The sequence below is a fragment of the Streptomyces sp. NPDC043746 genome, from assembly GCF_056436485.1.
Window position 1 is genome coordinate 340,602 of the sequence record NZ_JBWKCM010000004.1, and the last position, 21,704, is coordinate 362,305.

Consider the following 21,704-nt stretch of genomic DNA (forward strand, 5'->3'; position numbering starts at 1 on the left):
GGCGCATCCCAGGGAGCGGAGTCCTTTCGATGTCCACGCAGACCGGCCCGGCACTCGACACCCCGTCCCGCGCCCCCGTGCCCGTAGCGGGCCCCAGGGGGCTGCCGCTGCTCGGGAACCTGCCGCAGTTCGGGAGGAACCCCCTCGCCTTCTTCGAACTCCTGCGAGGACACGGGGACATGGTGCGCTGGCGGTTCGGGCGCAATCGGTGCCTGTTCGTCTCGGACCCGGAGCACATAGGCGAGTTGCTCACCGAGACGGAGGGCACCTTCGACCAGCCGAGGCTCGGGATCGCGTTCCGTACGGTGATGGGCGACGGCATCATCGTGGCGCGGGGTCGGGAGTGGCGCCGCAAACGGTCGCTGGTACAGCCGTCGGTGCGGCCCAAGCAGGTGAAGTCGTACGCGGCCACCATGGCGGCCTCCGCGGTGGAGCTGGCCGACAGCTGGGCGGACGGAGAACGCGTCGACATCAAGCGGGAGATGGCGGCGCTGACGCAGAAGATCGCGGTGCGCACCATCTTCGGTGTGGACACCCCGGCGGACTCGGAGGCGATGGGCCGGGCGATGGATGTCGCCCAGGCGGAGATCGGCAAGGAGTTCTCCGGCATCGGGGCGCTGCTGCCCGACTGGGTACCCACCCCCGGCCGGGCGCGGATCAGGAAGGCCGCCGCGGTCATCGACGCCGAGGTGGCGCGGGTGGTGGCCCGGCACCGCGACGGCGGCACCGAACGGCCCGACCTGCTCAGCCGGTTGCTGGCCGCGGTCGACGAGAGCGGGGAACGGCTCAGCGACGAGGAGATCCGCGACGAGACGGTGACCCTGTACATCGGCGGGCATGAGACGACGAGTTCGACCCTGGTGTGGGCGTGGTACCTGCTCTCCCGCAACCCCCGGGTGCGGGCCGCGCTCACCGAGGAGTTGGACGAGGTGCTCGGCGACCGCGAGCCGGGGATCGACGACTACGCCCGACTCCCCTGCACCCAGGCGGTGGTGAAGGAGACCCTGCGGCTGTATCCGACGATCTGGCTGATCACGGGCGTCGCGAAGGAGGGGGCTCGGCTCGGCGGTATGCCGGTCGAGGAGGGGACCCGGGTCTGGAGCAGCCAGTGGTCCACGCACCGGGATCCGCGGTGGTTCCCGGAGCCGGAGGAGTTCCGGCCGGAGCGCTGGGACGCGGAGAGCGGGGACGAGATCGCGGAGTACGCGTGGTTCCCGTTCGGCGGCGGGCCCCGGGTCTGCCTGGGGACCAGGTTCGCCATGGTGGAGGCGGTCCTGATCCTCGCCGTGCTGGCCCGGCGCTTCGATCTGGACGTCGATCCCGGGGTCGTCGAGCCCGTGCCGAGTCTGACGCTCCAGCCGGACCGCGATGTGCTGGCCACCGTACGGAAGCGGTAGCGGTGCGGGGGTGCCCGGTCCCCTCTCGCTCCTCCGGGCACCCCCGCCCCCTCAGTCCTGCGGCAGCCACTTCCTCCAGACGTCCGGGTGGCGCTCGATCCAGCGCTTGGCCGCCTCCTCGGGGGTGAGCCGCTGTGAGGCGATCATCTCGGAGACCTCGTTCTGGTGCTGCTCCGACCAGTGGAACTTCTTGAGGAAGTCGGCCGCGTCCCCTCCGCGCTCGACGAAGTCGGCGTTGAGGAACTTCTGCAGCGGCGTGGTGGGGTAGCCGCAGTCGATGTCCTCGGGGGCCTTGGCCGCGCACTCCTCGGTGTACTCCGGGAGCTTCACCTCGACCATCGGCACCTCGTTGAACAGCCACTGCGGCTGGTACCAGTAGCTGAGGAAGGGCTTCTTCTCCTTGGCGAACTGCTGGATCTGGGTGATCTGAGCCGCCTCGGAGCCGGCGAAGACCACCTTGTAGTCCAGGCCCAGGTTCCTCACCAGGGCCACGTCGTTGGTGACGTAGGAGGGCGAGCCGTCCATCAGCTGGCCCTTGCCGCCGCTCTCGGCGGTCTTCAGCCGGTCCGCGTACTTGTTGAGGTTCTTCCAGTCCGTGACGTCGGGGTGCTGGTCGGCGAAGTACTCGGGGACGTACCAGCCGATATGGCCGGTGACCCCGAGGTCGCCGCCGCGGACGATGGTCTTCTTCTCGTCGACGTACAGCTTCTCCTGGTCGGGGTGGCCCCAGTCCTCCAGGATCGCGTCGACGCGGCCCTGGCTGAGGGCGTCCCAGGCGGGGACCTCGTCGGTCTGGACGAGGTCGACGCGGTAGCCCAGCTCCTCCTTCAGGAGTTGCTCGGCCACGGCGACGTTGGCCTGGGCGCCGACCCAGGACTGGACGGAGAGGGTGACCGTCTTGACCCCTGCGGGAGCGGCGAACGGGGAGGCCTGCTTGGTCATGTCGGCGGCGCCGCAGCCCGCCGTGGCGAGCAGGGCGGTGGCCGAGGCGAGCGCCACGAGCAGGCGGGTGCGGGAGCGGTTCATCTCAGCTCTCCTGTCGCTGGCGGCGGGCGGTGGGCTGGGTGACCCGGTCGAGCATCAGGCCCAGGCAGACGATCGCCGCTCCGGCGACCAGCCCGGTGGCCAGGTCGCCCTGGGCGAGGCCGAAGACGACGTCGTAGCCGAGTGCGCCCGATCCGACCAGTCCGCCGATGATGACGACGGCGAGGACGAGCACGACCGCCTGGTTGACGGCGAGCAGCAAGGAGGGCCTGGCCAGGGGCAGTTGGACCTGGCGCAGCTGCTGGCCGGGGGTGGCGCCGAGCGAGCGGGCGCCCTCCATCGCGGCCGGGTCGACGCCCCGCAGCCCCTGGGTGGTGATGCGGACGACGGCGGGCAGCGCGTAGACGACGGCCGCTGCGGCGGCGGGGGCCCGGCCGACGCCGAAGAGGGCGACGACGGGGATGAGGTAGACGAACTGCGGCATGGTCTGGAAGACGTCCAGGACCGGCCGCAGCAGCTTCTCCAGCCGTGCGCTGCGGGCCGCGCCGATCGCGATGGAGAAGCCGAGGACCAGGGTGACGGCCACGGCGGCGATCACCTGGCTGAGGGTGTCCATCGACGGTTCCCACACGCCGAGGACCCCGATCGCGGCCATGGCGAGGACGGCGGTGGCGGCGGTGCGCCAGGTGCCGATGGTCCAGGCGAGGGCGGCGACGACGAGGAGCACCGACCACCAGGGCAGGGAGGTGAGCCCGCTGCGCAGCGGGTTGAGGACTCCGCTGGTGAAGTGGGAGGCGAGGTCGGCGGTGCCGCCGACGACGGGGACCCCGGTGTAGAGGTGGTCGACCATCCAGTCCTTGGCGGTGTTGACCGGTCCGGCGATGGCCACGGTGACGTCGTCGGGCCAGACCCGGCCGTCGGTGAGGCGTCCCACGAGGGCCACGGCGGCGGTGACCAGGGCGGCGAGGCCCCAGCCGCGCCACCCGCGCAGGAGGGCCGGGCCGGTGGGCTCGGTGCCGACGCGGCGGCCGGCCGCCTCCGTCGTACGGTCCAGGACGACGGCGAGCAGCACGATCGGGATGCCGGCGGCGAGGGCGGCGCCCACGTCGACGGCGGAGAGCGCCTGGTAGACCCGGTCCCCGAGACCGCCGGCGCCGATCACGGAGGCGATGACGGCCATGGAGAGCGCCATCATGATGGTCTGGTTGAGGCCGAGCAGCAGCTCCTTGCGGGCCAGCGGGAGGCGGGCGGTGAGCAGCCGCTGCCTGCCGGTCGCGCCGAGCGAGGTGACGGCCTCCATGACCCCGCCGTCCGCGCCGCGCAGGCCGAGCGCGGTGAGCCGGGCCATCGGCGGAGCCGCGTAGACGACGGTGGCGAGGACCGCTCCGGGGACGCCGACACCGAAGACCAGCACCACGGGGAGCAGATAGGCGAAGGCGGGCAGGACCTGCATGGTGTCGAGCACCGGGCGCAGGATGCGGAAGATGCGGTCGGAGAGTCCGGCGGCCAGGCCGAGGATGAGGCCGAGGACGACGGAGGCGAGGACGGCGACGACCATCAGCGCGAGCGTCTGCATGGTCGGCACCCACATGCCGAGCAGCCCGCAGGCCAGGAAGGAGGCGGCGGCGGTCAGCGCGAGCCTGATGCCCGCGACCCGCCAGGCGACGGCGGCGGCGAGCACGGTGACACCGGCCCAGCCGAGGGCCAGGAGGACCAGGTAGACGCCGCGTACAGAGAGGACGACGGCGTTGCTGATGTGGCCGAAGAAGTAGAGGAAGAGCGGGTGGCTGTCCCGGTTGGAGACGATCCAGTCGGTGACGCTGCCGAGCGGCCCGGAGAGGTCGGCGGTGAGCGCGTCGGGCCAGACCCCGCCGCCCCAGCGGCCGTGGACGAGGGGGACGAGGACGGCGGCGGCGAGCGCGAGGAGCAGCAGCTTCCCGGCTGCCGGGCGTTCGCGCAGGGCGGCGAGCGGCCCCCGGCCGGTGCCCGGCTGCACGGGGCGGGCCGGGGTGGCTTGGGCGGTGGCCATCAGAGGGACACCTCGCGGGCGCCGTCGGGGGCGGCGGCTCCGGAGGACCCGGCCGCTCCCGTGCTGTCCTCTCCGGCTGTCGCGGGGCCCCTCGCCCCGGCCACCACGTCCAGCAGGCACGCGTGGTCGACGACGCCGACGAGCCGGCCGCCGTCCATCACCCTGGCGGCGGGGTCGCCGGAGCGGGAGACCGCCTCGATGGCTTCGAAGACCGTGGCGTCGGGGCGCACGGCCGGGCCGCGCTCGCTCTCTCCGGCGAGCGCGGGGCGCATGGCGGTGGCGACGGTGAGGACCTGCTCGCGCGGGACGTCCCGGACGAACTCGCGGACGTAGTCGTCGGCGGGCGAGCCCACGATCTCCTCGGGGGTGCCGAGCTGGACGATCCCGCCGTCCCGCATGAGCGCGATCCGGGTGCCCAGGCGCAGCGCCTCGCTCAGGTCGTGGGTGATGAAGACCATGGTGCGGCCCTCCTCGCGGTGCAGCCGGACCACCTCGTCCTGCATCTCGCGGCGGATCAGCGGGTCCAGCGCGCTGAACGGCTCGTCGAAGAGGAGGACGGAGGGGTCGACGGCGAGCGCGCGGGCGAGGCCGACACGCTGCTGCTGACCGCCGGAGAGCTGCGAGGGACGGCGGTCCTCCAGTCCGGCGAGGCCGACCTTCTCCACCAACTCGGCTGCCTTGGAGCGGCGTTCGCCCTTGCTCAGGCCCTGGATCTCCAGACCGTAGGCGACGTTGTCCAGCACCGTGCGGTGCGGCAGCAGCCCGAAGTGCTGGAAGACCATCGCGGTGCGGTGACGGCGCAGTTCGCGCAGCCGGGCGCGGTCCATCGCGAGGACGTCCTCGCCGTCGATGGCGAGGGTGCCGCTGGTGGGTTCGATCAGCCGGGTCAGACAGCGTACGAGGGTGGACTTGCCGGAGCCCGACAGGCCCATGACGACGAAGACCTCGCCCTTGCGGACGTCGAAGGAGACATCGCGGACGGCGGCGGTGCAGCCGGTGGCCTCGCGCAGTTCGGCGGGCGGGAGGGCCGCGTACTCGCCGCCGGGGATGCGGTCGGCCCTGGGGCCGAAGACCTTCCAGAGGTCGCGTACGGAGAAGACGGCGTCCTCAGTCGTCTCGACGGGCGCCTCGGGGGCGCGGGTTGCGGTCATCGGGCATCGTCTCCGGTGCCGGCACCAGGGGCCGGGACCGTGTGGCCCGCCTCCTGTGCGAGGAGTTCGGCGCACTTCTCGCCGACCATGAGGACCCCGATCATCGGGTTGACGGCGGGCATGGTCGGGAAGACCGACGCGTCCGCGATCCGGATGCCTTCGAGTCCCCGGATGCGCAACTGCGGGTCCACCACGGCCTGGTGGTCGTCGGCGGCACCCATCTTGCAGGTGCCCGCCGGGTGGTAGACGGTGTGGGCGACCTTGCGGGCGTACTCGCTGATGTCCTCGTCCGAGGTGACCTCGGGGCCGGGGCAGACCTCGCGCTTCAGCCAGTGGGCGAGCGGTTCGGTGGCGGCGATCTCCCGGGCGAGCCTGATGCCGTCGACCAGGGTGCGGCCGTCGTAGTCGTCCTCGTCGGTGAAGTACCTGAAGTCCAGGGCGGGCTTGACCTCGGGGTCGGCGCTGGTGAGGTAGAGGCGGCCCCGGCTGCGCGGCTTGGGGATGTTGGGGGTCATCGACACACCGTGCTCGGGCTTCTCGTAGCCCAGGCGCTCGGGGTTGTCGGTGAAGGGGATCTGGTAGAAGTGGAACATCAGGTCCGGGCCCCGGGATCCGGGGTCGCGGCGGACGAAGAGTCCCGCGTCGGAGTCCATCGCGGAGTTCTCCGGGATGGGCCCGTCAGTCTCCCAGACGATGACGGACTCGGGGTGGTCGAGCAGGTTCTCTCCCACGCCCGGCAGGTCGTGGCGCACCTCGATGCCGAGTGCCTCCAGGTCCGCGCGCGGGCCGATCCCGGAGTGCAGCAGCAGCCGGGGGGTGTCCACCGCGCCCGCGCAGACGATGACTTCGCGGGCGGCGCGCAGCAGGATCTCCTCGCCGTCCTTCGTCCGGACGTGGACGCCGGTGGCGCGGGTGCCGTCGAACTCCAGGCGGTGGGCCCAGGTCTCCAGCAGGATGCGGAGGCCCGGGCGGTCACCGGCCTCGATGTGCGGGTGGAGGTAGGCCACGGAGGCGGAGGAGCGCTTGTTGTTCTCGGGGTGGTAGGCGAGGTCGAAGAAGCCGACGCCCTCGTGGAACGGCTTGCGGTTGAAGCTCTCCACGCGCGGGACTCCGGCCGCCTGCTGGGCGGCGTCGACGAAGTCGCGGGCGATGGCGTTGCGGTCCTTCTCGTCCACCGGGACGATGTTGTTGCGCAGCCGGGCGAAGTACGGGTCCATCGCGTCCGCGTCCCAGCCCTCGGCGCCCGCCTCGGCCCACTCGTCCCAGTCGCCGGGGAGCGGCTTGAAGCTGATGAGGGTGTTGTGGGAGGAGCAGCCGCCCAGCACCCGGGCGCGGCTGTGCCGGATGTGGGAGTTGCCGCGCGGCTGCTCGGTGGTGGGGTAGTCGTAGTCGAGGTCGCCGCCGAGGAGGCCGAGCCAGCGGCGGAGGGTGAGGACGTCGTCGCGGTCGATGTCGGTGGGGCCGCCCTCGACGAGGGTGACGGTCACGTCGGGGTCCTCGGTGAGCCGCGAGGCGATGACCGATCCGGCGGTGCCGCCGCCGACGATCACGTAGTCGGCCACGGGGCCCTCGAGGTCGGGGACGGCGGTGCTGCGGGGGGTGGGAGGCATCGGTCTCTGCTCCTTCTGCAAGGTTCGTGCGTGTGCGTGGTGCTGCGAACAGCCGGTCGGGGCCGGGCGGTCACGGAAGACGCGGCCCGGCCCCACGCAGGCGTCAGCCGGCGAACCAGCGCTGGGGGCGCGGGTTGAGGTTCTGGTAGATGTGCTTGGCCTCGCGGTACTCGGCCAGACCGGTGGGGCCCAGCTCACGGCCCGTACCGGACTTGCCGAAGCCGCCCCACTCGGCCTGGGGGAGGTAGGGGTGGTAGTCGTTGATCCAGACGGTGCCGTGGCGCAGCCGTCCGGCGACCCGGCGGGCCCGGCCGGCGTCCGTGGTCCAGACGGCGCCCGCGAGGCCGTAGTCGGTGTCGTTGGCCAGGGTGATGGCCTCTTCCTCGGTACGGAAGGTCTCGACGGTGAGGATCGGGCCGAAGGTCTCCTCGCGGACCACCGTCATCTCGCGGTGGCAGCCGTCCAGGACCGTCGGCCGGTAGAAGTAGCCGCCTTCGGGGCGCACGTCGTTCGGCTTCGGGCGCTCGCCGCCGGCCCGGACGATCGCGCCCTCCTCGCGGGCGGAGGCGACGTACGCCTCGACCTTGGCGAGTTGCTGGGCGGAGACGAGGGGGCCGCACTCGACGCCCTCCAGGGTGCCCCGGCCGAGGCGGATGGCGTCGGCGCGGCGGGCCAGCTCGGTGACGAACCGCTCGCGGACGCTCTCCTCGATGATCAGGCGGGCCCCGGCGGAGCAGACCTGGCCGCTGTGGAAGAAGGCGGCGTTCAGGGCCTGGTCGACGGCGGTGTCGAAGCCCTCGTCGGTGGCGCAGGCGTCCGCGAACACCACGTTGGGGTTCTTGCCGCCCAGCTCCAGGGCGACCTTCTTCACGGTGGGTGCGGCGGCCTGGGCCACCTTCGTGCCGCTGGCGAGGCCACCGGTGAAGGAGACCAGGTCGACGTCCGGGTGCTCGGAGAGCCGGGCGCCGACCGGGTCGCCCGCGCCGGTGACGAGGTTGGCGGCACCGTCGGGGAGTCCGGCCTCCGCGAGGAGCCTGATCAGGTGGACGGTGGAGAGCGGGGTGACCTCGCTGGGCTTGAGCACGAAGGTGTTGCCTGCGGCGAGGGCCGGGGCGATCTTCCAGCTGGCCTGGAGGAGGGGGTAGTTCCAGGGGGCGATCAGGGCGCAGACGCCGACGGGCTCGTGGACGACGACGCTGTGGACGTCGGGGTCGCCCGCGTCGACGACCCGGCCGCCGCTCTCGTTCATCACCAGGTCCGCGAAGTAGCGGAAGGCCCCTGTCACGTCGTCCACGTCGACCCGGCCCTCTTCGAGGGTCTTGCCGGTGTCGCGGCTCTCGGTGATCGCGATCTCCTCGCGGTCCCGCTGGAGCAGGTCGGCGACCCGGCGCAGCAGGGCGGCCCGCTCCGCGACGGGCCGGTGCGGCCAGGGGCCGTCGTCGAAGGCGCGCCGGGCCGCCGCGATCGCCGCGTCGGTGTCCTCGGTACCGCCCTCCGCGACGACGGCCAGGACGGTGGCGTCGGCGGGGTCGAGGATCTCGCGGGTCGCGCCTGAGGCGGCGGCCCGCCAGGTGCCGTCGATGTGGATGGTGCTGAGCGCCGACATGTCGTGTTTCGCCTTCCGTACCCGAAATGCCTCCGCCGGTTCGGCCGGGGGCGTCCTGCGCGGTGGACCGGGGTACGGCCACACCAGCGGACGGGGCCCCTCCCCCGTCCGCCGGAATGTATGCCAAGAATTTAACTCTGCGTGATGCACCTCACTCGGGCGCGACGCCTCGCGCCGCCCCGGAAGCGGTGGGCACGGCCCGCCGGAAGGCCCGGTCCCGGTCGCGAAGCAGGCCCTCGGGCCCTGCCGACCGGAGCACCGCATCGAGGGCGCGGCCGGGGTCGGCGGCGTACACGTTGCTGAACCGCGCCATGTTCGCCTCCACCACGGCCCAGCTCCCGGGCCCGGCGGCCGGGAGCGTGCGGCCGACGTCCAGGACGGCGGCGCCGGGCAGGGTGACTCCGCACGCCTCGACGAGCCGCCGGGTGAAGGCGCGTACGGCGGGCTCCCGCGGATGTGCCGCCAGAGGTGCCGCGTCCAGCAACCCGTGGACGGCGTACGGCACCCCGCCCACGGGCAGGACGGCCACCTCCACCCCGCGCCCCCGCGCCGCCCCGGCCAGGAGGGCGGCCGTGGTGGAGCGGTGCGGGGCGAGGGCCGGCAGACCCGGTCGCGGGGCCAGCACGCGTACGCGTACGGGGACGGCCTCAGCCCAGCAGGACCGGGAAGGCGGCCATGTCGTTCTGGGTCATCACCGGCAGCTTGGTGATCTCGGCGTCCGGGACCGCGAGCCGCAGGCCGGGGAAGCGGCCGAAGAGCGCGGGCAGCGCGATGCCCGCCTCGACGCGGGAGAGGGCGGCGCCGGGGCAGATGTGCGGGCCGTGGCCGAAGGTCATGTGGCGGTTGCGGGTGGGGCGGGTGACGTCGAAGGCGTCGGCGTCCTCGCCGTGCTGCGCGGTGTCGCGGCCGATGGCCCGGTAGGAGATGACGACCCCTTCGCCCTTCCTGATCACGGTGTCGCCCACGGTGATGTCCTCGGTGGCGAACCGCATCAGCAGATGCGTGGTGGGGGTGTCCCAGCGCAGGGTCTCCTCCACCACCGCGTCCCAGCCGACCTCGCCGGCCAGCACCTCGGCGAGCTGGTCGGGGTGGGCGAGGAGGGCGCGTACGGCGTTGAGGATGAGCCCGATGGTCGTCTCGTGCCCGGCGGCGACCATCGCCTTCAGATTGCCGACCACCTCCTCCTCGGTGAGCGGTTCGCCGCCCTCCTCGGCCAGGATCAGCGCGCTGGTGAGGTCGTCCGTGGGGCGGGCGGTCTTCTCCCGTACGAGGTCGGTGTAGAAGACGTCCAGGTCCGCGAGGAGTTGAAGGCGTTCCTCCTGCGGGGTGAGCATGGAGAAGAACGCCTTGTACTGCCGGGTGAGCATCGGGTGCTGGGACTCGTCGACGCCCATGAGCATGCCGACGACCTTCATCGGCAGCGGCTGGGCGAAGACGGCCTTCAGGTCGACGACGCCGTCCTCGCCCCGGGCCGCCTCCAGGTCGTCCAGCAGCTCCTCGGTGAACTTCTCGACGGCCGGGCGGATCGCTTCGAGCCGGCGCGGGGTGAGCGCCTGGGAGGTCTTGGTGCGCAGCCGCCGGTGCTCGGCGCCGTCCACGGTGAACATGGAACGTCCGGCGTCGATCATGCCGATGAGCGGCCATGCACGTGTCACCACTCCGGTACGCCAGAGTTCCCAGGCCTCGATGTCCTTCACCAGCCGCTGGTCGACGAGGAGCTGCCGGGCCTCGGCGTGCCGGGTGACGGTCCAGGCGGGGACGCCGAGCAGCTCGATCCGGGCGAGCGCCCCGGCCTCGCGCAGCCGCGCGGTCTCCCCGTCCAGGTCCTGGACCATGGGGTCGATGGTGATGGCCCCGGCGCTCCGGTCGGCTTCCGCGGCTCGGGCGGCCGTGGCGTGCGGGCAGTTCACAACGCGTCTCCTGTCGTGCGTACGGGGGTGAAGCGGACGGGCAGCGAGGTCGTCCCGCGCAGGAAGGCGGAGGGCCTGCGCACCAGCTCCGTCGCCGGTACGGCCAGTTCGATGTCGGGGAGCCGGTCCAGGAGGACTTCGATGCCGGTACGGGCGATGATCTCGGCGATCTCCTGGGCGGGGAAGGGGCAGCGGTACTCGCCGTGGCTGAACGCCATGTGGGCGTTGTTGCCGCCCTGCCCGGAGCGGGCCACCAGGTCCGTGACCTGCTGGCGGATGTGGGGGTCGCCGTTGGCGGCGCCGAGGCCGAGGAGCAGCATGTCGCCGCGGGCGATGTTCCGTCCGCCGAGCCGGGCGTCGCGCGCGGCCCACCGTCCGGCCAGGATCTGGGTGGGGGCGTCCTCCCAGAGCACCTCGTTCATGGCCTCCGCGACGCTGTGCCGTCCGCCGGAGAGGGCGTTTGCGAACTGGTCCTCGGTGAGCATCAGCCGGGTGGAGTTGCTGATCCAGTCGGCGGTGGTCAGGTGCCCGGCGGCCGTGACGGCCATGAGGTCGAGTGCGTACTCCTCGTCGGTGAACGGTTCGGGGTGGGCCAGCATCCGCGAGGTCACGTCGTTGCCGGGGTGCGCCCGCTTGGCGGCGACGAGCCGGTGCATGTGCTCGCCGAAGCGCAGGTGCGCCTTCTGGGCGTCGGGACCGCCGTCGGCCAGGTCCTTGAGCACCCGGGCGATGTCGGCGCCCTCGTCGTCGGGGAAGCCGACGAGACGGGCGAGGACGAGGACGGGGAGCGGCTCCGCGAACTCCGCGACCAGGTCGGCGGTGCCCCGGCTGCACACGGCGTCGATGAGCCGGTCCGCCAGTTGCTCGCAGTGCTGCCGGATCTCGAAGGGGTCGGCCTCCTCCAGCGCGGGGACGACCATGTCGACATGGCGGCGGTGCTCGGCCCCGGCGGTGAAGTAGATGGAGGGCATCGGGGTGCCCACCATGGGCAGCAGCGGCCAGTCGGCGGGGACGTTCTCCCACTGGTTCCACAGGGAGACGTCCCGGGGGAACAACTCCCCGTCACTGGTGACCTGGTGGAGTTCGCGGTAGCCGATCACCAGCCAGGCGGGGAAGCCGCCGGGCAGCTCCACGGGGACGACGGGGCCGTGGTCGCGCCGCATGGAGCGGTAGAGCACCTGGGGTTCGGTGTGGAAGGCGGGCCCGCTGAGCGGGACGGCCGCGGTGCCCAGGCCCATGGGGCAGCCGCCGCCCCCGCCGGCCGGGGACGCGGGCGTGGCGGGCGAGGGGTTCGTCATCGTACGGACTCCAGTGGCGACGGCTTCGCGCGTTGCGACCATACGATCAACGCGGCACCACTATAAGGAGCTTCTGTGAATCGGCGGGGCGGAATCGAGACCTTTTCCGCCCGCTCCCGGCCAGGTTGCTTCGCCAGGTCGGTCATTCCCATACGACATCTGCGCAGGTTTGATCAGAAGATCGGCATCGGATCCGCTGCTTCCGGTTCAGGGGCGCGGGTCGAGGGCTCAGTGCCGTGGCTCGGAGGCGCCCTGCTCGGTGAACGCGGCCTCGACGCGCCCCTGGCCGGTGCAGAGCGTCAGACCGTCCGTGAGGTCCTTCGCCCGGTCGGCGTCGGTCAGCCAGAGGTTGACGGCCGAGCCCAGTAGCACCGGATCGAGCGGGGGCCGCCGGGCGCCCCAGAGCCGTTCCGTACGGGCCTCCAGCAGGCGCCCGCCGCGCAGCCTGACCAGACAGCGGCTCTCGTCCAGCCGCGCCACCAGCACGTTGAGGTTCTCGTACCGCACGGCGGCCTCGGCAGCCCAGTCCAGCGCGGCCACCTCGGCGTCCGCCACCGTCCGGGCCAGCACCTCGGCCGCGTCGGGCCAGTGGGGGTGCGTCTCCTCGGTGGTGACGGCGTAGAAGCCGAGGGCCTCGGTGTGGTGCCCGGCCACCAGGGGCCGGCGCTGGAGGTGGACGGTGCCCCCGGCGCCATGGGCCCCGGTCACGTCGTACGCGGTGGCGGCCGTCCGGCGCACCGGCTCGGGGGCCGGTACGGGCAGCGGTCGGGGCGCCGCGTCCGGCACCCGGACCCCGCGCCCGGCGAGGAACGCGTACATCCGGTCCCGGGTCACCTCGCCCGAGGTGTCCACCGAGGCGAGCTGCCGGTCCACGACGGGCCGCAGCTCCGCCGGGTCGTGTTCCCGGGCCGCCGCCAGCAGCTGCGCGTACACGTCGCCGCCGGGATCCAGCCGCGGCGCCCCCTGCCCGAACGCGGCGGCGGGCGACGCGGGGTCCAGTTCGTCGAGACCGGTGGCGGCGAGGAGGGTGACCCGGTCGGCGGCGGTCGAGTAGAAGGTCGTACTGCCGTGGTCGCCGACGACCCAGTCGCTGGCCACCACCGCCGCGCGCCACCCCTCCTCCGGCGGAATGATCATGAGCCCGGCGTCCATCGCGGCGCCGAGCCGCTCCAGCACGCCGCAACGGGTGTGCCGGGCCCAGACGTTGGGGTGGAAGACGGCCGCGACGGCGAACTCGTCCACCGGAAGGGAGGTCATCAGCCGCAGCGGCAGCTCCGGGTGGCGGCCCAGCAGCGAGTGCCGGCTCCAGGTCGAGTGGATCACCACCAGCCGCCGCCCGCCGACCGCGCCGAGCCGGGCGCGGTAGCGGTCGCGGTGCTTCATGCTCGCGGTGATGCGCTGGAAGCACCAGTCACCGACGGCCAGGGCGTGCGGGACGGCCTCGGGGCAGGTCTCGGCGAGCCGGTCGATCTGGGCCTGGTGCGAGACCCCGATCGCCTCCGGCACGACCTTCCCGCGCCACATCAGCTCCCGGCGCGAGAGCCCCGCCGGGGAGGACGTGTCGCCCGTCGACTCCGTCACGAGCCGGTTGTACCCGGCGCCGTGCGGCAGCACCATCAGCGGGGCGTCCAGCCGGCGCATGGTCGGGTGGACCGAGCAGCTGACCGCCAGGTCGAAGGAGCGGCGGGTGGCCTCCTTCCAGCTCAGCACCCGGACACCGAGTCCGGCCAGATAGGCGTCGAGCCCGTCCGCGAACGCCGAGCCCGGGTTGACCGTGTAGTACTTCTCGATCCCGTCCTCGTGGCGCAGCAGGTGCATGACGTCCAGCACCCGGGTGGCGGAGGTGAGCGTCCGGGCCACCCCGAGCACCTCCGCCTTCGGCGGGTCCCAGGTGTTCCACCGGTCGTGGCGGGGCCGGGCGGCGCGGCGGCGGAACCGGAACCGGGCGGACGAACGGCTGAGCGGCGACGGCACCGAGGACAACGCATGGCTCCGGGGAAAGTCGAGGGGACGGGGAGAAGGGTAGGCGCGGGCTCAGGCCGTCGGCGCGGCCGGTGGCCTCAGTCCCATGGTCCGCCGCAGCATGCCGAGCTTCGCCTCGCAGGCGGCCCGCAGCGGCCGGTCCTCGGCCCGGTCGGCGAGCGCGGTGAGCAGTTCGAGCGCCTGGTCGAGCTTGGCGAACTGCTTGAGCCCGGCCGCCGCGTCGGCCGCCGCGCCCGCAGCGGCGACCGACCGGTCCAGTTGGCCGAGCCCGGCGAAGGCGTGGGCCCGTACGAGGTCGATCCGGGGCAGCATCGGTTCGTCGCCGGTGGTCCGGGCGGTCTCGGCCGCCTCGTCCAGTACGTCGAGGGCGTCGGTCCACCGCTCCCCCGCCACCAGCGCCTGGGCCACGTTGTAGCTCTGCACGACGATCCCGTGCGGGTCGGGGACGGCGCGGTTGGCCGCCAGCGCGCGTTCGAACAGCCGCCGCGCCTCCTCGGCCCGCTGCCGCGCGGCCCCGGGCGACTCCTCCGACCGGCCGCGCGCCAGGGCGATGAGCCCGCGGCTCTCCTGGACGACCCCGCTGAGCCGCGGGTCTCCGGCCAGTCCCAGGAGATCGGCCGCGGTGTCGAGCTGGGACTCCGCGCGGTCCAGGTCGCCCAGTTCGTAGGCGGCCCGGGCGACCTGGTTCCGCAGCCGGATCTCGACGTCGGTGCGCGCCTGGTGCTGGGCTGCCTCGATGCCGAGGAGGCCCGACTCGACGCAGTCCGCGAGGTGTTTCCGGCTGTGGTAGAGCGCCCACAGCGATTCGCAGAGCCGCCACACCTCCTCGTGCCAGCCCTCGTCGGCGGCGACCCGGACGGCGGCCCGGAGGTTGGCGCGTTCGGCGTCGAGCCACTCCAGGGCATCGGCCCGGCCGGTGAACAGCGCGCCCCGCGCCGCGAGTTCGCGAAGCGGGCGGACCGGCGGCGGCTGGATCCTGAACCGGTCGCCCAGCACCAGCGCGTCGCCGTGGGCCGCCGCGTCGGCGTAGAAGTCCACGACGAGCCGGAGCACGGCCCGCCGCCGCTCCTCGGGCAACGCACGTGCGCGCAGCCGGGCGTGGGCCCGCACCACGTCGTGCAGCCGGTAGCGCCGGGGCCGGTCCGACGACTCCACCAGGACCGCGAGCCGGGAGGAGAGCAGCTCACCGAGTCCCTCGTCGACCCGGGTGGCGCCGGCGGCCGTCAGCAGGTCGGCCGTGGCCGTGGTGCCGGGCAGGATGCCCAGGAGTTCGTAGAGGTCCCGGGTATGGCCGGACACCCCCGCCACCACCGAGTCCAGCACCGCGTCGACGGCCTCGCCCACCCCGCCCGCCTCGGTCCCTCCGCCCGCGCCCGCGGCCATTCCCATCGCCCCCCGTACCCCGTCGTCGCCCGTCCCGTGCCGCCCGGCGCTCAGATCACGCACCACGTCGTCGAGGGTCAGCTGCGGCCGGGCCGCCAGCCACTCCAGCGCCGCCCGCAGCGCCAACGGGTGCCCCGCGCAGAGCCGTACGACATCGGCGGCGGTCCGCTCGTCCGCGTCGGCGTGCCAACGGCGTACCAGTTCCGTCCCCGCCGCCTCGTCCAGCGGGGCGACGTCGATGAGCACGGCCCCGTCCATGAGCAGCGACGGCAGGACCCGGCGCCCGGTCGCCACGAGCAGCCCCTGCGGCGGGACGAGGGCCCTGGCCTCCGGGGCGTGCTGGACGTCGTCCGCCTTCACCAGGAGGCGGCGGGTGGCGGCGACGCTGCGGAAGAGCGCTGTCCGTTCGGTGAGCGGGCCGGGTACGTAGTCCTTGTGGACCCCCAGGGCTCGCAGGAACCCGCCGAGCACGGCGGCGAGGTCGACCGCCCCGTCCCGGCGGTGGTCCGCCAGGTCGACGTAGAGCTGTCCGTCGGGGAAGTGCTGGTGCAGCTCGCGCCGGACGGCCTGGGCGACGAGCTGCGTCTTGCCGACCCCGCCGACCCCGACCACCAGCACGACGCCCGGCTCCGGCTCGGCGGCCAGGGACAGGGCCGCGTCCCGCAGATCGGCCAGTTCCCTCGTCCGGTTGACGAACACCCGGCCGGCCTGGGGCCCCTGGCACGGCGGGACGTCCGGCGGGGCCGGTGGCAGCTGGATGCCCTCGATGCGTTGGGCCATCAGCAGGGGCCCGACGACGACGGCGTCGCCCGACACCGTGTTGTACGTCGATCCGCCGCCGTCCGTACCGAGGCCGTTCAACCCGTCTCCTTCCGCCGGTGCGCCGCCCCACCGGGGTGAACGCGCCGGTTCCCTTCCCGGCTTCCGTGTCCCGGAACCCGCCCCGGCCTCGCACTGTAGCCCCGCTCTACGATCGGGGGCGTGTGCGCAGACGTCATAGTTGCCGAGGACGACGAGAAGCAGGCCGAACTCGTACGCCGCTATCTGGAACGGGAAGGACACGCCGTACGGGTCGTGGGCGACGGGCTCGCCGCGCTCGACGCCGTCCGGCACCGGGAACCCGACCTGCTGGTTCTCGATGTGATGATGCCTCGGGCGGACGGGCTCGACGTGGTGCGGGTGCTGCGTGCCGAGACCCGGGAGCTGCCGGTGCTGATGCTGACCGCCCGGACCACCGAGGACGATCTGCTGCTCGGGCTCGACCTCGGCGCGGACGACTACATGACCAAGCCGTACAGCCCGCGTGAGCTGATGGCCCGGGTGCGTACGCTGCTGCGCCGCGCCCGGCGGCCGGGGGGCGTGCCACCGGCGGCCGAGGACCCCGTCCTGCGGGTGGGCGGCCTGGTGGTCGACCCGGAGCGGCACGAGGTGACGGTGGACGGTGAACCGGTGGAGTGCACCCGGGGTGAGTTCCGGATCCTGGCCGCGCTGGCGGCCGGTCCCGACCGGGTGTTCAGCCGGCAGCGGCTGCTGGAGGAACTGCACGGCTTCGACCGCTACATCAGCGACAGGACGGTGGACGTGCACGTCATGAACCTGCGCAAGAAGATCGAGCCCGCCCCCCGGCGGCCGGTGCGCCTGCTCACCGTCTTCGGCGTCGGCTACAAGCTGACCGACCCGGACCGGGCCGGGACGAAGGCCGCACGGCGTGCGTAGGGACCGCGCCCGCTCCCGGGTGCCGTTGCGGCGGAGTCTGCTGGGGCGGCTGCTGGGCGTGTCGGCGCTGGTCGCCGCGTGTTCGGTGGCCGCCACCGCCTGGCTCGCCGTGCAGACCACCTCGGGCGCGATCCGTCAGGAGCAGGGCCGCAACCTCACCGCCGACGCCCGGATCTACGACACCCTGCTCGGCTATGCCGCCCGCAACCCGACCTGGGACGGGGTGGACGCGACCGTACGGAAGTTGGCCGAGGAGTCGGGCCGCCGCGTCGCGCTGACCACCCAGAGCAGGCGACCGCTCGCGGACTCCGCCACCGCCGAGGTCCCGCCGGCCCTGCCGCCGCAGGCCTCCGCGGTGGTCGATCCGCTCTCCGTGGACACCGTCCTGGCCGCCCGGTCCTCCGAGGGGCAGGGCACGGCCGCCGACCGGATCGACCCGCGCGCGGTGGGGCCGTTCCTGCTGCCGACGGCCGAACGGACGGAACTGCGGAAGCTCGCCGAACGGCACGCGATCTGCCTGAACCGGTCGGGGATCGCCGCGGACGTGGTCGTGGGAGCGAGCGGGCGGCCCCGGGTCCAGGTGGTGGGCAACGCCCCCGAACGGGTCCTGGACACCAAGTGCGACGCCGCCGACCTGGACGTGCCCACCCCTACGGAACGCAGGGCGTTCGACGCGCTGAACGGACTGGCCGACGCCTGTCTCAAGCGCCAGGGAAGGGAAGGAGTACGGCTGGACCAGCGCCTGTTCTGGGGCGGGAGGGCCGCCGTACCCGCCGTACCCGTGCCGGGCCCGCTGCCCACTCCCGTGGCGGACGATGCGGCGCGCAAGGCCCGTCCCGCCCCGGTCGCCGAACCTCCCCGGGAGTTCACCGGGGAGGACGACCGGGCCATCGCCTCGTGCGTGGGGACGGCCCGCAGCGAGCAGCTCGGTTCGTACGTCGCGTCGCCCGCGCTCCTGTTCATCGGTGACGAGGGCGGTGTGACGGTGCCCGGCTTCGACCTCTCCCCCGCCAACACCGCGAAGATCGCCGGTGCGGCGGCGCTGGTGCTGGCGCTGACCGTGGGGGCGTCGGTGCTCGCGGGCGCCCGGCTGGTCCGCCCGCTGCACGCGCTGACCGGGGCCGCCCAGCGGATGCGGGACGGCGAGGAGTCCGCCTCCGTCCCGGTGTCGGGGGACGACGAGATCGCCCGGCTGGCCGCCGCGTTCAACGACATGTCCGCGCACCGGGCGCGCCTGGAGGAGCAGCGCCGGGCCATGGTCAGCGATGTGGCCCATGAGCTGCGGACCCCGCTGAGCAACATCCGGGGCTGGCTGGAGGCGGCCCAGGACGGACTGGCGGACCCGGATCCGGCGTTCGTCTCCTCGCTCCTGGAGGAGGCGGTGCAGCTCCAGCACATCATCGACGACCTCCAGGACCTGGCCGCCGCCGACGCGGGCGTGCTTCGGCTGCACCCCGAACCGCTGCGCGTCGGGGAGCTGTTGGGCCAGGTCGCCGCCGCCCACCAGGCCCGTGCGGAGACGGCGGAGGTCACGCTGAGGGTGGCGGCGCAGGAGTCGGCGCCCGAGGTGGCGGCGGACCCGGTGCGGCTGCGGCAGGCGGTGGGGAACCTGGTCTCCAACGCCGTACGGCACACTCCGGCGGGCGGGACGGTGACGCTCCGCGCGTCCGGCGGCGGGGGCGGGTCCGGGTCCGATGCGGGGTCGGGGGGCGTGGTGATCGAGGTGGCGGACACCGGGACCGGTATACCGGCCGAGGATCTCCCGTACGTCTTCGACCGCTTCTGGCGTGCGGAGAAGTCCCGCAGCCGCCGTACGGGAGGCAGCGGGCTCGGGCTCGCCATCGTCCGGAAGCTGGCCGAGGCCCATGGCGGGACGGCGGGCGCGGTCAGCACGGAGGGGGAGGGCTCGGTGTTCGTCATCCGCCTCCCGGGCCCTGCGCCGACGCCCTGACAGGGGCCCGGGCAGGTGCCCTGGCAGGGGGCCGGGCAGGTGCCCTCGCAGGGGGCCGGGCAGGGGGCCGAGGCAGATGCCCCCGACAGGGGCTGGGGCGGATGTCCCTGGCAGGGGCGGTCAGGTGCCCTGACAGGGGCCCGGCCGGTGCCTGATGGGATGACCACAGAGTCCTGACAGCTTCCTCATATCTCCCCGGCAGCCTGGCTCCCAGCCCCGCACCCGGTGCACACCGGCACCCGGCCCGCCGCGGGGCGGCAGAGGAAATGGAGCCATCCGTATGACAGCTGCGACCACCGCCCGCCTCACCCTGCGCACCACCGTGCTCGCCGCCCTTGCGGCCGGTGCGGTGCTGATCCCGACCACCGCCGCCTTCGCCGACGCGACCCCGAAGCCGTCGGCGCCCGCCGAGAGCGCCCCGGAAGTGTCGCCGGAGCGGCAGAAGGCAGCCGAGGCGGCCAGGACCGCGCCGAAGGAGGCCCGCCCCTCCGCCGCGCCCCGTGGCGGCGTAGCGGCGGGCGACCGCCCGGCTCCCGTCTCCGACAAGGGCGCCACGGCCGAGGACAGGGCCGCCAAGGAGGCCGCCGCCAAGCCGGAGGCCGCCCCCCGTGGCGGTGTGGCGGCCGGCGAACGCCCGGCGGGCACCGACTCCACCGGCGCCACGGCCCTCGCGGGCACGGCGGCCGGCCTCGCGCTGCTCGCGGGCGCGGGCACCCTCGTGCTGCGCCGCCGCAACGGCTGACCAGCCGCCAACACCCACCCCTGACACCGGGCGTGGCGCCGTCCCGCACCGGGGCGGCGCCGCGCCCGGTGGTGCCCCTGGAGCCTCCTCATGCACGCCCGCCCCTCCCTCCTCCGCCACCGCCACCGCCCCGGAACGGCCGCACTGGTGACCGCGCTGGTGGCCTGCGCCGCCCTGACGGCCTGCGCGGGACCGTCGCCCTCACCCGCCACGTCCACGGCACCGCAGGCCACCGCGACCCCCCACCCGGCCTCCTCGGGCGGAACCGCCACCACCGACAACGCGGCAGACGCACCGGCCTCGGACGCGCCCCCCACCCAGGTCTCCATCCCCTCCCTCAAGATCCGCAGCTCCCTCATACGCCTGGGGCTCAACCCGGACGGCACGGTCGAGGTCCCGCCCGCCGAGCAGGGCATGACGGCGGGCTGGTACACCGGCGGGGCCGTTCCCGGCCGCCCGGGCCCCGCCGTCCTGATCGGCCACAACGACACCCGCTTCGGCCGGGCCGTCTTCCACGACCTCAAGGACATCGCCAAGGGCGCCGAGGTGCTCGTCCGGGGCGGCGACGGCACGTCGCGGAGCTTCACCGTGACGGGCAAGGAGACGGTGAACAAGAAGGCGTTCCCCACCGAGCGCGTCTACGGCGCCACCGCGGGCAGCACGCTGCGGCTGATCACCTGCGACGGCGCGTTCGACGACGAGGGACACCCGGTGGACAACCTGATCGTCTACGCCGAGCCGAGCTGAGCCGGGGCGAACCGGGTCGGGTCGAGTCGATCTTTGGCCGAATCCAGATGGCAGCGAGCCGGACAGACTCCTGGCATCCGATGTCTACCCGTGGGTAACTGCCGCTGCTTTGATGGGTGCACCCCGGTACGCCCCCACTCACTTCAGCAGGAGACCTCGTGCCGCACTCCGCTTTCCGCCGCCTTTCCGCCATGGCCCTCACCGCCGCGCTCGCCGCCGTCCCCATGGCCGTGAACGCACCCTCGGCCACGGCGGCCACCACCGCCGACACCCCCTCGCTGCGGGTGCTCTCGTACAACGCGTTCCTGTTCAGCAAGAGCCTGTACCCCAACTGGGGCCAGGATCACCGGGCGGCCGAGATCCCGAAGACGTCCTTCTTCCGGGGCAACGACGTGGTGGTGATCCAGGAGGCGTTCGACAACGGGGCCTCCGACGCCCTGCTGCGGAACTCCGCCGCCCAGTACCCGTACCAGACCCCGGTGGTCGGCCGGAGCAAGAGCGGCTGGGACGCCACCGGCGGTTCGTACTCGGCGACGACTCCGGAGGACGGCGGCGTCACGATCCTGAGCAAGTGGCCGATCGTCCGCAAGGAGCAGTACGTCTACAAGGACGCCTGCGGTGCCGACTGGTGGTCCAACAAGGGCTTCGCCTATGTCGTGCTGAACGTCAACGGCACTCGCGTCCATGTCGTGGGCACCCACGCCCAGTCCACCGACCCGGGGTGTTCGGCGGGCGAGGCTGCCACGATGCGCAGCCGCCAGTTCAGGGCGATGGACGCCTTCCTGGACGCCAAGAAGATACCCGCCTCCGAACAGGTCGTCGTGGCGGGTGACTTCAACGTGGACAGCCACTCCGCCGAGTACGCCTCCTTCCTCAGGGACGCGGACCTGGTCGCACCGGACACCAAGACGGGCCACCGCTACTCCTTCGACACCCGCGACAACTCGATCGCCTCCGAGCGCTACCCGAACGACCCCCGCGAGGACCTCGACCACGTCCTCCACCGCGCCGGGCACGCGAAGCCGACGGGCTGGAACAACGACGTGATCAAGGAGCAGAGCGCCCCGTGGACAGTCTCCAGCTGGGGCAAGAACTACACCTACACCAACCTCTCCGACCACTACCCGGTGATCGGCTCCGCCAACTGACCGCCCGGGTGGGACAATCGGGGTTCTCTCCGGCCCACCCGTGAAGGAC

General features: G+C 73.3%; 16 protein-coding genes. 6 read left to right on the forward strand and 10 right to left on the reverse strand.

The window, feature by feature from the left end:
• The first annotated feature begins 29 nt into the window (after window positions 1–29).
• Complete coding sequence (locus AC0682_RS07180; RefSeq protein WP_478531418.1) at window positions 30–1,397, forward strand: cytochrome P450; 1,368 nt, start codon at window positions 30–32, stop codon at window positions 1,395–1,397.
• Between the two features lie 51 nt (window positions 1,398–1,448).
• Here AC0682_RS07180 and AC0682_RS07185 read toward each other — a convergent pair whose 3' ends face one another.
• The 10 genes from AC0682_RS07185 to AC0682_RS07230 form a co-directional block, all read right to left on the reverse strand.
• Window positions 1,449–2,423 carry an ABC transporter substrate-binding protein gene (locus tag AC0682_RS07185; protein WP_478531419.1) on the reverse strand — a complete coding sequence of 325 codons (975 nt, stop codon included), beginning with the start codon at window positions 2,421–2,423 and terminating at the stop codon, window positions 1,449–1,451.
• A 1-nt stretch (window position 2,424) separates the two neighbouring features.
• Window positions 2,425–4,410, reverse strand: a complete 1,986-nt coding sequence (locus tag AC0682_RS07190; RefSeq protein WP_478531420.1) for an ABC transporter permease — start codon at window positions 4,408–4,410, stop codon at window positions 2,425–2,427.
• Window positions 4,410–5,561, reverse strand: coding sequence for a quaternary amine ABC transporter ATP-binding protein (locus tag AC0682_RS07195; protein ID WP_254811343.1), 1,152 nt, complete (start codon window positions 5,559–5,561; stop codon window positions 4,410–4,412). Before AC0682_RS07195 ends, AC0682_RS07190 begins: the two co-directional genes overlap by 1 nt.
• A complete protein-coding gene (locus AC0682_RS07200) occupies window positions 5,558–7,171 on the reverse strand; it encodes a GMC family oxidoreductase (protein WP_478531422.1) in 1,614 nt (537 codons plus the stop codon). Before AC0682_RS07200 ends, AC0682_RS07195 begins: the two co-directional genes overlap by 4 nt.
• A 103-nt stretch (window positions 7,172–7,274) precedes the next feature.
• Window positions 7,275–8,777, reverse strand: coding sequence for an aldehyde dehydrogenase family protein (locus tag AC0682_RS07205; RefSeq protein WP_478531424.1), 1,503 nt, complete (start codon window positions 8,775–8,777; stop codon window positions 7,275–7,277).
• A gap of 151 nt (window positions 8,778–8,928) precedes the next feature.
• The gene (locus AC0682_RS07210) at window positions 8,929–9,402 is read right to left on the reverse strand and encodes an ATP-grasp domain-containing protein (RefSeq protein ID WP_478531426.1); all 474 of its coding nucleotides are present in this window, start codon (window positions 9,400–9,402) and stop codon (window positions 8,929–8,931) included.
• A 22-nt stretch (window positions 9,403–9,424) separates the two neighbouring features.
• Window positions 9,425–10,687 carry a cytochrome P450 family protein gene (locus tag AC0682_RS07215; RefSeq protein WP_478531427.1) on the reverse strand — a complete coding sequence of 421 codons (1,263 nt, stop codon included), beginning with the start codon at window positions 10,685–10,687 and terminating at the stop codon, window positions 9,425–9,427.
• Window positions 10,684–11,985, reverse strand: a complete 1,302-nt coding sequence (locus AC0682_RS07220) for a cytochrome P450 (RefSeq protein WP_478531428.1) — start codon at window positions 11,983–11,985, stop codon at window positions 10,684–10,686. The genes AC0682_RS07215 and AC0682_RS07220 overlap by 4 nt, the downstream gene beginning before the upstream one ends.
• Window positions 11,986–12,213: 228 nt before the next feature.
• The gene (locus AC0682_RS07225) at window positions 12,214–13,968 is read right to left on the reverse strand and encodes a hypothetical protein (protein ID WP_478531430.1); all 1,755 of its coding nucleotides are present in this window, start codon (window positions 13,966–13,968) and stop codon (window positions 12,214–12,216) included.
• 51 nt (window positions 13,969–14,019) lie between these two features.
• Complete coding sequence (locus tag AC0682_RS07230) at window positions 14,020–16,212, reverse strand: regulator (RefSeq protein ID WP_478531432.1); 2,193 nt, start codon at window positions 16,210–16,212, stop codon at window positions 14,020–14,022.
• 120 nt (window positions 16,213–16,332) lie between these two features.
• Between AC0682_RS07230 and AC0682_RS07235 the strand changes: the two genes are divergently transcribed.
• From AC0682_RS07235 to sph, 5 genes are all read left to right on the forward strand, one after another.
• A complete protein-coding gene (locus AC0682_RS07235) occupies window positions 16,333–17,067 on the forward strand; it encodes a response regulator transcription factor (RefSeq protein ID WP_478531434.1) in 735 nt (244 codons plus the stop codon).
• Entirely contained in the window at window positions 17,060–19,018 is a 1,959-nt protein-coding gene (locus AC0682_RS07240; protein ID WP_478531436.1) for a sensor histidine kinase, read from the forward strand. The genes AC0682_RS07235 and AC0682_RS07240 overlap by 8 nt, the downstream gene beginning before the upstream one ends.
• Window positions 19,019–19,298: 280 nt before the next feature.
• On the forward strand, window positions 19,299–19,760 hold the full coding sequence (locus AC0682_RS07245) for a hypothetical protein (protein ID WP_478531438.1): 462 nt from the start codon (window positions 19,299–19,301) through the stop codon (window positions 19,758–19,760).
• Window positions 19,761–19,850: 90 nt separating this feature from the next.
• The gene (locus AC0682_RS07250) at window positions 19,851–20,507 is read left to right on the forward strand and encodes a class F sortase (protein WP_478531440.1); all 657 of its coding nucleotides are present in this window, start codon (window positions 19,851–19,853) and stop codon (window positions 20,505–20,507) included.
• Window positions 20,508–20,665: 158 nt separating this feature from the next.
• Entirely contained in the window at window positions 20,666–21,655 is a 990-nt protein-coding gene (gene sph / locus AC0682_RS07255; protein ID WP_478531442.1) for a sphingomyelin phosphodiesterase, read from the forward strand.
• The last annotated feature ends 49 nt before the right edge of the window (window positions 21,656–21,704 follow it).